Here is a 12,500-nt window from a genome sequence, read left to right as displayed (position 1 = left end):
GCAAACCGCTGAACATTCGGGGAAGAACTGGAGGTGAAGCACAACCATACACGATGGAAACTACTTCGAAATTTGGTCAGGCACTTCGTACAACCTCGTGTCACTCGCCGTGAAGGCGGGAGTCGGTGTCCGTGTCGCTCTGACTTGGAATAAGTTACGCGTCCGCCGAAGTCTTTGACAAATCCACAGGTCAGAGACTCAGAGGTATCCATTTCCCCAGCAAGATTGCCCGTTTCAGTCGATTTTCACGAATTCGGACATCATGTGACGCCGGACACCGTGCCCGGATCGGCACGCAGCGGGAACTCACACCACTTGGACTCGGATACCTGCATCCTCGAACAACGCGACTTGCTTTGCGTCTACTGCAGCATCGGTAACCAGCACGGCCCCCGGCGGTATCGGCGCCCACGCATGGAAAGGACGTTCACCGAGCTTGGCGGAGTGGGCGAGGATGTAGACCTCGCCGGCACGTTCGATCATCATTTCCTTGAGCCGGGTCTGATCGAGCTCAGCTTCACAAATACCCAGGTCAGCCGTAACTGCATCGGCACCGAGGAATGCCTTGTCAAACGACACCCGCTGCAGCGACGCTTCCGCCAGTGGCCCGACGAATCCTTGACTGAGCTGCCTCAGGGTCCCCCCGAGACATTCGACTCGAACGCCATCAGCGTCGGCTAACGCCTCGAGCGCCGTAAGCCCTGCAGCGATCACCGTCAAATTCGTCACGTGACGTAAGAACTCTCCCATCGCTCCGACGGTGGTACCTGCATCAAGAAGTACGGTTTCCCCGGGCCGAACCTGCTCAGCAGCCCATTCGGCGATGCCCCGTTTGGCGTCGAATCCCTCCATTGCGCGTTGACGCAAGGAGGATTCCGGATGAGGGTTGAGAGCAATCGCCCCGCCGTACGTTCGGGCAATTACTCCCTGGGCAGTCAACTGACTCAGGTCGCGACGAATCGTGGATGCAGTCACCCCGAATTGGGCAGACAGATCCTCGACACTGGCCAGACCGCTGGTGCGAGCGAGCCTCGCAATCTCCGACCGCCTCGCCTCCGACTCCCGGATGGCCATCGTTCCTCCCCCCTACAAACCCTGGTGCTTACTTGGAAACGAATGTGCTGGTTGCCAATTCGGCCGCCTGCCGCAGCGCTTCGACCATACTACCGGCCTCGGCGATGCCCTTACCTGCAATATCGAAAGCGGTTCCGTGATCGACGGAGGTACGGATGACAGGTAACCCGACGGTGATGTTGACGCCGGCCTCGATCCCGAGAACCTTGACCGGGCCGTGCCCCTGATCGTGGTACATCGCAACGATCAAGTCGTAGTCCCCACGTCCAGCGAGGAAGAATGCCGTGTCCGCCGGCAGTGGGCCGTGGACGTCGATTCCTTCTGCCTTCAAGAGTTCGACGGCGGGAATGATCTTCTGCTCTTCCTCTCCGTACCCGAAAAGCCCGTTCTCCCCCGCATGCGGGTTGATCCCGCACACGCCGATTTTCGGAGATGGATTGCCCGTGCGCACCAAAGCTTCGTGACCTCGACGAATGGTCCTCTCGACCAGGCCGGGCTCGATCCTGGCAACTGCATCGAGCAGTCCGATGTGAGTGGTCACGTGAATCACCTTGAGCTTGGGGGTCGACAACATCATCGACACCTCCTCGGTACCGGTCAGGTGCGCAAGCAATTCCGTGTGTCCGGGATAGATGTGTCCTGCCGCATGCAGCGCTTCCTTGTTCAGCGGCGCCGTGCAGATCGACTGGACTTCACCGCGTACGGCGAGTTCGCTTGCGACGCGGATATATTGATAGGCCGCATCCCCCGCGACTGCCGACAGTTCACCCCAGGCGAGATCCTCGGGTAGCAAGTCCAGGTCGATGACGTTGATCCGTCCATCGATGAATTCAGCATCCTTGATCTCCTCGATCGCGACCACGTCGACGTCGATTCCGAGCACCGTGGCAGCCAATCGCAAACGCTTCGCGTCGCCGACAACAACAGGGCGGCAACGCTTTCTCGTTTCGGCGTCGAGGAGTGCGGGGACGATCACTTCCGGTCCGACGCCGGCGCCGTCGCCCATCGTGACAGCGATCAGCGGCAGTGGAGTGGATTCGATTGACATGGGATTGACCTCGTTGTCTGAAGGAGTAACTGAAGGTGGACTGTCCGGAGCGGCGACCGGGGTGGGGTGCGCGAGAAACTTCGTTATGGAGAAAAGACTGTGTGCATTCCCGAAACTGCCTGGCCGCGTGACGATGTACCGTCCGGTGCGATCGACGGAAAGTACGGCGCCGTGTTCGATTTCGTAAATCGGTGACAGCGTGTCGATCCGCAGGCGGTCGAGAACGCTGCGCGCGGTTTCGCCACCGGTAAGTACCAGGTCGATCGGGTACTCGTCGTGGGAGAATCCTGCATCGACGGCAGCGATCAGATCGGCGAGAGCCGAAACGAGGTGGACGGATTCTGCAGGCACGACAGGTCCACTTACCGAAACCACGACGTTTCCGCGAACCAGTGCGTTCAGAATCGGAAGCGGATCGACCGAATGCGCCAGCAGCTCAGCACTGTTCACTTCGATATGATGCGCCCCTGAATCCCGAAGCAATGCCACTTGGTCCCCGGCAGACGCATCCGCCGTCCCCACGACGACCAAGGTAAATCGAGAAACACGAAGAGATGGGCACGCGACGGGTGACTGCACGGTTCTTCGTCGTGCCACTGCCATCGCGAGCGCCGAGGTTCCTACCAATCGAGAACCCCGAACCTCCTGTGCTGCAGCCACAATCAGTTCCAGATCACTCTCGGTCTCGACGTCGCAGATCGCCACCGACCCGGCTTCTGAGATCGACGCAAGAACCTGGCTCAAACGCCCGGAGCGAATGTCATCCAGCGATACGCCAGAAGTGATTGCCGACGGGCCGAGCGCCTCTGCAATCGACCGAGGAGTCGGCTTCGACTCCGCGCGCCACAGGTCGGTGGAGTGCAACGCAACCCCATCGACCAACACCACGCCGTCTTGCACTGTGCGCCCTTGTCTGGGCAGTCCGGCGGCGACGATGACCGGAGATCCGTCGCGGGAGAGTTCTCCAACCTCCGCTGCTATGTTGCCTCTGAGCAGGGAATCGATCTTCTTGACGATCTCGGAGCCGTCAGACGATTGCAGAACTGATCTCACGTCCCGAGAGGCTCTGGCGGGGTCGGATCGCCGTGAGTGCAGATCGAAAACCGTCACTCCTGATCCGTCGGGCGCATCTGGGCCGAGCCGAAGCGATATGCCCGAACTGCGGAGCAGAAATCCTGCGGCCGACTCCGCTGCTCCGGAAAGATCATCAGCGATGATTACCAGCGGTTTCATCGAATTCCTCGACCCCCTTTCGGTCTGAATCGAGTATGCACAGCATCGCAACCGATGCGCGAAGTACGCAATCGAAGTTACGGGACTTGCGCGAAGTGCGCAACAGTGCCATTGTGAGCTGAGTTACAAGCGAGAGCCCGACGCGATTGTTCACCAACAGTCCGCTCGGAGCGTCGCCCCCACGCTGCCCCGTCAGGATCGAAAGGTCACCGATGACCAATACTCGTTTGCGAACACCACAGCTCTCCCGGCGATCCTTTCTGCAGTTCACCGGGCTGATCGGTGGCGCAACGCTTCTGGGCACGACTGCCGCGTGCGCCGGCCCTACCGGGAAACCGACACAGGACACCCTGGTGCTCGGGCTGAACCGCTCGCTCGTCAGCCTCGACAACAAACTCAATCAATTCGACGCAGCAGTCACGGCTCAACGTGGCGTCAGACAAGGTCTCACCCGGATCGGCGACAATCTGACACCGCAACTCGTTCTCGCTGACAGGTTCGAATCGACCGGCCCGACCGAGTGGACGGTTCGACTCCGCGAGGGCATCCGTTACTCCGACGGCACACCTGTGCTGATCGACGACGTCACGACGGCAATGCAGATGTACCAGCAGGTCAGCGGATCGTTTGTCGCACCGCAGTTCCCCGAGTGGCCGACGGTCGTCCCCATCGACGATCGCACCTTCATCCTTCGGACGAATTCCCCGGTGCCGGTTCTGGACTCGCTCATGTCCAACATCTTGATCACCCCGGCCGCTGCCAACGAACCCAACGAACTGCAGAGCGGAATCGGGTCGGGACCGTTCGTCGTCAGCGAATCGAACCGGGGCACCGGCGATTACACACTTGTCGCCAATGACAACTACTGGGGCCCGGCCCCCGGCGTTCGTCGTGTTCAGGTCCGCTTCATTCCCGAAGAGGCCGGCCGCGTCGTCGCGCTTCGGAGCGGCGAGGTCGACGTCATCGACTCGATCAGTCCCGATTCCGCCGAACAACTCGCCGATCTGCCTGGTGTCCAGGTGGACACAGTACCGAGCACACGCATCAACCAACTGTTCTTCAACTTCCGCAAGCCCGCCGATCACCCACTGTCCAATCCGCGTGTCCGAGAAGCTCTCACGTATGCCATCGACGGTGAGTCACTCGCTCGGGACGTGCTGATCGGTTCCGCAGTCCCGGCCACCGGCCCCGCACCGTCGACCTTGGACGGAGCCGTGAAAACCGGTACTTACCAATATGATCCACGGAAAGCGCGGCAAATGCTCGAGGCCGAAGGTGCCGACGACCTCGAACTCACCTTCATCTGGGAAACCGGAGAGTTCACCAACGACGTCTCGGTGATGGAATCGGTACTCGAAATGATGAAGGCCGTGGGAGTACGCGTCAAACTCCAGCAGTTCGAACCGGGCGGTGACATCTCGTCCTGGCGCCAGGGCAAGACCGGCGACTGGGATGTGCTGGGCAACGGCTACGGCAACCAGACCGGACTTGCACTGACCACGTTGCAGGGGATGTACGCCGGCACAGCGGAGAAGGAAGCAACTCGCGACACCTATCACGGGTACGTCTTCCCCGAAATCACCGCGAAGATCCAAGCCGCATCCAGTGAACCAGACCCGACCAAGCGCGCCGCTCTACTCGACGCCGCACAACAAGACATCTGGAACACCTGGCCTTGCCTGTGGAGCTTCGTACCCAACGCACTCCTTGCGAAACGCACTCGTGTACAAAATGTTTCACTGACCCCAATCAACTCCTACGACCTCGGCGCCGTCCGATTGGAGGCCTGAGGCGATGACTCTCACCGCTCCGAAACCGCAAACCGCTCTCGGAATCTCTCCGCGTCGACGCACAAGGATCAACCCGACCGTCAAATACGTGCTCAAACGTCTGGCACAGAGTGCCTTGACGATCTTCCTCACGCTCACAACAGTGTTCGTCCTGATCCGAATGGCACCCGGCGATCCTGCCTACGCCTTGGCCGGACCGCTGGCCAGCACCGAGGATCTCGCACAGATCCGTGCTGACATGGGCTTGGACAAGTCGGTGTTCTCCCAATACCTGATCTACCTGTGGGACCTCGTCCACCTGAATCTCGGCACGTCGTACTCGTTCCAGGCGCCGGCCATGGACGCTGTCCTCGGCCGTCTCCCGTACACCATCACCCTTGCCGTCAGCTCCATTCTGTTGACCGCCGTGCTCTCGATTCCGCTGGGCGTGTGGATGGCCCGTCACGCGGACACCAGACGTGAACTCGGTGCGAACGTCGTAGCCGTCGGCGGGCAGTCCATGCCGGAGTTCTGGAGCGGCCTGATGCTGGTGACGATCTTCGCGGTCTTGATCCCAGTACTCCCGGCAGCCGGCTTCACCACGTGGCCGTCGTTGATCCTGCCTACCGTCACCATCGCCATCCTTCAGATCGCGTTGATCTCCCGGATGGTTCGACGCGAAATGGTCTCGGCCTTCGCTTCTCCGTACATCACCGTCGCACGCTCTCGCGGAGTATCGGAACGCGAACTCACCTGGCGATATGCGATGCGTAATTCGGCGATTCCGATCATCACCGCGCTGGGCACCAGATTCGCCGGAATGCTGAACGGCGTCGTGGTGGTCGAGGTCGTGTTCGCCTGGCCTGGTGTCGGCTCGCTGGTGGTCCGCGCACTCGAGACTCGCGACTACCCGCTCATCCAGGCCACCGTACTTGTCACCGCGGTTCTCGCCGTGCTCGTGCAACTGGCAGTGGACCTCCTCTACCCCCTCCTGGATCCACGCGTGCGACTCGGAAAGGGCGCCAACTAATGACTACCGTCTTGGAACCTCCAACAACTCCACGCGCCAGCGCGGTCACCGAGGCAGACTTCGCACGCGCCGGAGCCACGCGCCGTAAGCGAGACAGCCGAGTCAAGATCTGGGCCGGCTCGATCTGCGCGCTCCTGGTGATTCTTCCTGTTGCATTGGCCGGGCTGCTCCCCCTTGCAGATCCGAACCAGACCAACCTGAGCAGTCGACGGCTACCGCCCCTCACCGACGGCCATCTGTTCGGCACCGATCAGTTGGGACGAGATCTGCTCTCACGGATCCTGCACGGCGGCCAGGTGTCTCTGACGATCGGTATTCTCGCCGTGATCGTCTCCGGCGTCATCGGCATCGTCGCCGGATCCGCCGCGGGGTACTTCGGTGGTTGGGTCGACACCGTGATCTCCCGCCTACTCGAAGCACAGCTTTCTCTGCCTCTGCTGATGATGCTGCTTCTCGTTGTTGCGCTGTTCGGCCCGTCCATTCCCGTCATCACGTTTGTCATCGCGATCGCACAGTGGCCCGAAGTCGCACGGTTGACTCGCTCATTGGTACTCGTCGAACGCGAAAAGCCTTACGTAGCTGCAGCTCGAGTCCTCGGACTTACCCGCATGGCCATCCTGCTTCGTCACGTCATTCCCAACATCGTCAAGCAGGCATCGCTCGTCGTCCTGCTGCTGCTCGCGCAGGCCGTACTGCTGGAAAGTTCGTTGAGCTACCTCGGCGCCGGACCGCAACGTCCATTCGCTACCTGGGGACGAATCATCGCCGACGGCCAGGACTACATCACCACGTCATGGTGGATCGTCACGTTGACCGGTCTGATGATCGTGCTGCTGGTCGTCGGAGTGAACCTACTCGGCGATGGTCTGCGCGATCGTCCTGCAGGTTCGAAACGACTGGGCGCAAGCCTGTTCGGGCGTGGCAGCGCCCAGAAAGCGAAGGCGTGAGACATGGGAAATCTACTACGGGTCGACGATCTCCAGATCGAACTTGTCACGGCGAACGGCGTCATCCGAGCCGTCGACGGCGTGTCCTTCTGCATCGACGCCGGTGAAACCGTCACCATCATCGGTGAATCCGGCTCCGGAAAGTCGACGACAGCCATGGGGATTCTCGGACTGCTTCCGGACGATCTTGCGGTTCTTTCCGGGAAAGCCGTGTTCAAGGGTCAGGACATTCTCGGAAACACGAAGATCCTGAACGATATTCGCGGAAAACACATCGCGCTCATCCCCCAGGACCCGATGACGGCTCTGAGTCCCGTCCACACCATCGGCAGCCAACTTCGAGAAGCAGTGCGCCACAGCGGTGTGACCGCGAAGAAGCAACAAATCGAGCGGGCAGTGCAACTGCTCGAGCAGGTACGCATTCCGTATCCGGATCAGCAACTCGACAAGTACCCGCATCAACTGTCGGGTGGAATGTTGCAGCGCGTCCTGATCGCCGGCGCTCTTGCTGCCGGCCCCGAACTGATCGTGGCCGACGAACCCACCAGCGCACTGGACGTAACCGTTCAGGCCGGGATTCTGGATCTTCTGCTCGAGTTGCAGGAGCGCACCGGGATCGGAATGCTGGTCATCACTCACGATCTCGGAGTTGCGCGGTTGGTCTCCGATCGCATCTACGTGATGAAGGACGGACGTTTTGTCGAGACCGGTAGTGCCGACGTTCTCGTCGACTCACCGCAAAGCGCCTACACACAAAAGCTTCTCGACGCCATACCTCAACTGGGGCCTTGGGACGGCGACCCCGCCCGTTCAACACAGATCGGAGCCTCGGCATGACCCGCCACGAAACGCCACTTCTCGCCGTCGAAGATCTCGTGGTCGAGTATCCGGTTCCCGACGGAGTTTTCCGAGCCGTGGATGCTGTGAGCTTCTCGGTGGAAAAGGGCAAGACCTTGGCCATCGTCGGCGAATCCGGATGTGGCAAGTCGACCATCGCTCGATCGATCGTCCGACTCCTCACACCGACCAGTGGACGCATTCTCGTCGACGGCAATGACATCGCGCAGATGTCGGAGAAGTCGCTGCGCCCCTACCGCTCTCGCGTTCAAATGGTGTTCCAAGATCCGTACGGATCGCTCGACCCTCATCTGACTGCCGAGGACATCATCGGAGAACCACTGCGCCTCAAAGGTGTTCGGAGCAAGTCTGAACGCGCAAAGACAGCAGCAGAACTCGTCGATCGCGTTGGCTTGCCCAGCTCGGCACTACACCGGCGTCCGGCGGAGTTCTCAGGAGGCCAACGTCAGCGCATCGGAATTGCTCGTGCACTTGCCAGCGGACCCGAGATCCTGGTCTGCGACGAAGCGACCAGCGCTCTCGACGTGTCGGTGCAAGCGCAGGTACTCGAGCTCCTACGTGAAATTCAGGCCGATACCGGTCTGACGTACGTTTTCATCTCACACAACTTGGGCGTCGTCCGAGAAATCAGCGAGACCCTAGTCGTGATGTCGAAAGGAACCATCGTCGAATCCGGTTCCACAGACACAGTTCTCGCCAGTCCGCGCGAGCCGTACACCCGCGCACTACGAGGCGCTGCTCTCGATCCCACCACCATGGTCGGCATCAAACCACGCCACGTGGTGGCAGCCCTGTCCAAGAACTTGCTAGCCAAGCAGACCGAATCACGAGGAGTTGCCTGATGACCGCCCCACTCGAGCTTCCGAAACTGGTGCTCGGCACCATGACATTCGGAGACACGGTCGACATATCGGGCGCCGGATCGATGCTCGACGCAGCACTAGGCGCCGGTATCTCTCACATCGACACGGCCAACGGCTATGCGGGCGGCGAGTCCGAGCGCATGCTGGCAAAGCTGCTCCACGGCCGACGCGATTCCGTCACTCTGGCCACCAAAGCGGGAATGCCGCATCCCGATGCCGGCGACAACAGCCCACTCTCGACAGAGGGGCTCCGAGCAAGCGTCGAAGGAAGCCTGCGCAGACTCGACACGGACTACGTCGACCTGTTCTATCTCCATCAGCCGGACCGAACCGTCACGCTGACCGAAACTCTCACCACCGTCGCGGAACTGGTTGCCGAGGGCAAGATCCGCACACTCGGCGTATCCAACTTCGCAGCGTGGCAAATCAGTGAAATCAACTACACCGCAGACACAGTCGGAGCTCCCCGACCGATCGTCGCACAGCAGCTCTACAACTTGCTCGCGCGTCGCATCGAAGAAGAATACGCAGAATTCGCGGACGTGACCGGACTGACCACCATGGTCTACAACCCACTCGGTGGGGGTCTGCTCACGGGGCGCCACACCTTCGACGAAAGTCCCGCCGACGGCCGATTCGGCGACTCACGTCTTGCGTCGATGTACAAGGAGCGATACTGGAACACACAGATATTCGACGCGATCGCTCAACTGACGGCAATCGCAGAGCAGTCGGGCATCTCCCTGACCGAGCTTGCGTTGCGCTGGCTGGTCAGCAAGCCCGTCGCCGGATCGCTGCTCCTCGGAGGATCCAAAGTAACGCACCTCGAATCCAATATCGCGGCCATCGGGCGAGGTCCACTCGACGCCTCGACCGTCGAAGAGTGTGATCTCGTCGGTGCCGCCCTACGAGGCCCCATGCCCAACTACAACCGCTGAAACACCCGACCTTCATCAGGAAGAGTTCTTCACTATGTCAGCACAGGAATTCGCCGCACGCATCCGAGGACGCGAACGCATACTCGGATATTGGTCCGTCATCGACAGCCCGATCTCGACCGAATGGATCGCGCACGTCGGCTGGGACTACATTGCCCTCGACATGCAGCACGGCCTGATCGGCTATTCGGGGATGGTCGCCGGGCTCACCGCCATCGACTCGTCACCGTCCACCGTCGGGATGGTGCGCGTCGAGGCAAACAATCCGACACCCATCGGCCGTGCACTCGACGCGGGCGCTGTGGGCGTCATCGTTCCGCTGATCAACAACGCCGAAGAGGCAGCGGCCGCCGTGGCAGCCGCCAAGTATCCGCCTTTCGGCATCCGCTCCTACGGACCCATGCGCTCGCAACTCCGTATCGGCCCCGTTCCCGCCGACGCGAACCGCGACACCGTTGTATTTGCGATGATCGAGACCCCACAGGGTCTGGCGAACGTCGAAGAGATCTGCGCAGTGCCCGGATTGGACGGCGTGTACGTCGGGCCGTCCGACCTACGAATCGCCGTCGGAGGTAAGCACTCCAACGATCCGGACGTCGCCGAGGAATTCGAATCAGCGCTCACCAGGGTGCGCGAAGCTGCCGCCGTCAGCGGAGTCGCTGCGGGAATCCACACACCTTCCGGTCAGGTTGCGGCACAACGGCTCGGGGAGGGCTACACGTTCGCGACCGTGGCCTCGGACCTGACACATCTGGCGAACATCTCGGCTCAGCATTTGGATGCCGCCAAGTCCTGATCCGGGTACAAAAATGGCGATGCTCCCGCACTTGGTACGGGAGCATCGCCATTCTCGAACAAACTATCTCTGAATCGCCTTGATCTCGAGGAACTCTTCGAGCCCGAACGTGCCGGCCTCGCGCCCGACGCCCGACTGCTTGTACCCACCGAACGGAGCATTCGTGTTGAAGGCGCCGCCGTTCACCTCGACCTGCCCGGCACGCAGTTGCCGTGCGACGCGATCCGCGCGATCGGGGTCACCTGACCAAACGCCACCGGCCAGTCCGTACTCGGTGCCGTTAGCGATCCGCACTGCGTCGGCCTCGTCTTTGTAGCCCATGATCGAGAGGACCGGTCCGAAGATCTCCTCGCGCGCAATGGTCATGTCTTCGGTCACGTTCGCGAACACCGTCGGACCGACGAAATATCCACTGGCCAGACCGGTTTCGCGACCGTCGACAACCGCGGTGGCACCTTCCGACACACCCTTCTCGATGTATCCGCGAACGCGTCCCAGCTGATTCGCGTTCACCAGAGGACCAAGCACCGAAGTCGGCTGAGTCGGATCACCTACCGGGAAATGAGCGGCGACCGCAGCAGCAATTGCCGCTGCCTCATCCACCTTCTCCGCGGGAACCAACATACGCGTCAGCGCCGAACAGGTCTGGCCCGAGTTGATGAAGCACTTTGCGACGCCGTCCGTGACAGCCTTTTCGAGATCGGCGTCGTCGAGAATGACGTTCGCCGACTTGCCACCCAGCTCCAGCGAGACCTTCTTGATGGTGTCCGCGGCAACGATGGCCACTCGCTTGCCTGCCCGAGTCGACCCGGTGAAGGAGACCATGTCGACTTCCGGGTGGCCGGCGATGGCTTCACCCACTACCGGGCCGTAGCCACTTACCAGGTTGAATACACCTGCAGGCAAACCAATTTCGTCGAAGATGTCAGCGAGAGCGTACGTGATGAGTGGCGCAACCTCGGTGGGCTTGAGAACCACGGTGCAGCCCGCCGCGAGCGCACCGCCAACCTTCAAGACAACTTGGTGGAGCGGGAAGTTCCAGGGAGTGATAGCGCCGACAACACCCGCAGGTTCGCGAACAACCAGCGAATTCCCGACCTCGTGAGCGTCGAAATCATAAGTGCGAGCCAATTCGGCAAATGCATTCAAATTCGCGAGCGGCATTCCGATTTGCACGGGCTTCGCGAATCCGATCGGCATGCCCATATCCTGCGAAACCAGCGCCGCAAGATCATCGGTACGTTCGGCAATAATCGCCGCGGCTTTGGAAAGATATTCGGCTCGCTCGCCGCCGGATAGTGCAGACCAAGCGGGGAAAGCCTTTCGTGCTGCCTTCGCGGCCGCATCGACATCTTCGACAGTGCCTTCGGCGACAGTTCCTATCAGCTCTTCGGTAGCCGGATTGAGAACGTCGATCCGACCGCTGCCAGTGGATTCGATCCAGGCGCCATCAACATAGATTTTGGTGCGGTCGAGAATATCGGTCATCGAAGCCTCCGTAGTCATCACGCGTGCACAGGTGAGGTGGGCCCGATCACACGGGGCACCTCTTCCGAGCCTAGCCACGCTCGACGGGTTCCGTGGCAGGTTGGTGTCGAGATTGACCTTCGACTGACGAGACCTGTGGTGCGCGCACGCTTTTCAGTGATGGTGTGAACGTACCGTTCCCCTCGTTGAGGAGGGTGAGAGTGTCGTTCACTCGATCCCGGACGGGGTGGTGAGTCGGCTGTGCTCCCGCCCCTGATGGTGTGAACGGTGCGTTGGGTCGATCTGAGGCGACGAAAGTACCGTTCGCTCGAAGTCGGGAGTGCTTTCGGGGGGTGTTTTGGGTACGAGAAAGCCCCCCAACCAGTACTGGTTGGGGGGCTTCTCTAATGTGTGTTCGGCGGTGTCCTACTCTCCCACACCCTGTCGAGTGCAGTACCATCGGCGCTGAAGGGCTTA

General features: G+C 60.8%; 10 protein-coding genes. 7 read left to right on the top strand and 3 right to left on the bottom strand.

The annotated features are described in order from the left end of the window. Positions 1–306 precede the first annotated feature (306 nt). Positions 307–1,074, bottom strand: coding sequence for a DeoR/GlpR family DNA-binding transcription regulator (locus GN300_RS13690; RefSeq protein ID WP_003941419.1), 768 nt, complete (start codon positions 1,072–1,074; stop codon positions 307–309). A 28-nt stretch (positions 1,075–1,102) separates the two neighbouring features. Further along, on the bottom strand, positions 1,103–3,355 hold the full coding sequence (gene pdxA, locus GN300_RS13685; protein WP_063316766.1) for a 4-hydroxythreonine-4-phosphate dehydrogenase PdxA: 2,253 nt from the start codon (positions 3,353–3,355) through the stop codon (positions 1,103–1,105). 212 nt (positions 3,356–3,567) lie between these two features. On the opposite strand from pdxA, the gene GN300_RS13680 reads away from it, so the two are divergent. From GN300_RS13680 to GN300_RS13650, 7 genes are read left to right on the top strand one after another with little or no spacing between them, the layout of a single operon-like run. After that, complete coding sequence (locus GN300_RS13680) at positions 3,568–5,145, top strand: ABC transporter substrate-binding protein (RefSeq protein WP_007732494.1); 1,578 nt, start codon at positions 3,568–3,570, stop codon at positions 5,143–5,145. Between the two features lie 4 nt (positions 5,146–5,149). Next, the gene (locus tag GN300_RS13675) at positions 5,150–6,154 is read left to right on the top strand and encodes an ABC transporter permease (RefSeq protein WP_082845814.1); all 1,005 of its coding nucleotides are present in this window, start codon (positions 5,150–5,152) and stop codon (positions 6,152–6,154) included. After that, positions 6,154–7,101: an ABC transporter permease gene (locus tag GN300_RS13670; protein WP_003941426.1), complete on the top strand. Its 948-nt coding sequence runs from the start codon at positions 6,154–6,156 to the stop codon at positions 7,099–7,101. The genes GN300_RS13675 and GN300_RS13670 overlap by 1 nt, the downstream gene beginning before the upstream one ends. Before the next feature lie 3 nt (positions 7,102–7,104). Further along, the gene (locus tag GN300_RS13665) at positions 7,105–7,938 is read left to right on the top strand and encodes an ABC transporter ATP-binding protein (protein WP_007732500.1); all 834 of its coding nucleotides are present in this window, start codon (positions 7,105–7,107) and stop codon (positions 7,936–7,938) included. Beyond that, positions 7,935–8,801 (top strand): ATP-binding cassette domain-containing protein, encoded by an 867-nt coding sequence (locus GN300_RS13660; protein ID WP_054782031.1) that lies wholly within the window; start codon positions 7,935–7,937, stop codon positions 8,799–8,801. The genes GN300_RS13665 and GN300_RS13660 overlap by 4 nt, the downstream gene beginning before the upstream one ends. Next, a complete protein-coding gene (locus GN300_RS13655; RefSeq protein ID WP_042926594.1) occupies positions 8,801–9,760 on the top strand; it encodes an aldo/keto reductase in 960 nt (319 codons plus the stop codon). The genes GN300_RS13660 and GN300_RS13655 overlap by 1 nt, the downstream gene beginning before the upstream one ends. A 34-nt stretch (positions 9,761–9,794) precedes the next feature. Further along, on the top strand, positions 9,795–10,556 hold the full coding sequence (locus GN300_RS13650) for an HpcH/HpaI aldolase/citrate lyase family protein (RefSeq protein ID WP_007732505.1): 762 nt from the start codon (positions 9,795–9,797) through the stop codon (positions 10,554–10,556). Between the two features lie 63 nt (positions 10,557–10,619). On the opposite strand, the gene GN300_RS13645 is transcribed toward GN300_RS13650, so the two are convergent. After that, positions 10,620–12,044: an aldehyde dehydrogenase family protein gene (locus tag GN300_RS13645; RefSeq protein ID WP_063316769.1), complete on the bottom strand. Its 1,425-nt coding sequence runs from the start codon at positions 12,042–12,044 to the stop codon at positions 10,620–10,622. Between the last annotated feature and the right edge of the window lie 456 nt (positions 12,045–12,500).

It is taken from the genome of Rhodococcus sp. Ni2, assembly GCF_021352185.1.
GTDB classification, from domain to species: domain Bacteria; phylum Actinomycetota; class Actinomycetes; order Mycobacteriales; family Mycobacteriaceae; genus Rhodococcus_F; species Rhodococcus_F qingshengii.
Note: the sequence above shows the minus strand (reverse complement) of the source record. Positions and strands in the feature narration are given on the sequence as shown.

Excerpts from the sequence above, each read along its gene's own strand:
- GN300_RS13660 (WP_054782031.1), top strand. The coding sequence starts at position 7,935 with ATGACCCGCCACGAAACGCCACTTCTCGCCGTCGAAGATCTCGTGGTC.
- GN300_RS13645 (WP_063316769.1), bottom strand. The coding sequence starts at position 12,044 with ATGACCGATATTCTCGACCGCACCAAAATCTATGTTGATGGCGCCTGG.
- GN300_RS13665 (WP_007732500.1), top strand. The coding sequence starts at position 7,105 with ATGGGAAATCTACTACGGGTCGACGATCTCCAGATCGAACTTGTCACG.
- GN300_RS13680 (WP_007732494.1), top strand. The coding sequence starts at position 3,568 with ATGACCAATACTCGTTTGCGAACACCACAGCTCTCCCGGCGATCCTTT.
- pdxA (WP_063316766.1), bottom strand. The coding sequence starts at position 3,355 with ATGAAACCGCTGGTAATCATCGCTGATGATCTTTCCGGAGCAGCGGAG.
- GN300_RS13675 (WP_082845814.1), top strand. The coding sequence starts at position 5,150 with ATGACTCTCACCGCTCCGAAACCGCAAACCGCTCTCGGAATCTCTCCG.
- GN300_RS13670 (WP_003941426.1), top strand. The coding sequence starts at position 6,154 with ATGACTACCGTCTTGGAACCTCCAACAACTCCACGCGCCAGCGCGGTC.
- GN300_RS13690 (WP_003941419.1), bottom strand. The coding sequence starts at position 1,074 with ATGGCCATCCGGGAGTCGGAGGCGAGGCGGTCGGAGATTGCGAGGCTC.
- GN300_RS13650 (WP_007732505.1), top strand. The coding sequence starts at position 9,795 with ATGTCAGCACAGGAATTCGCCGCACGCATCCGAGGACGCGAACGCATA.
- GN300_RS13655 (WP_042926594.1), top strand. The coding sequence starts at position 8,801 with ATGACCGCCCCACTCGAGCTTCCGAAACTGGTGCTCGGCACCATGACA.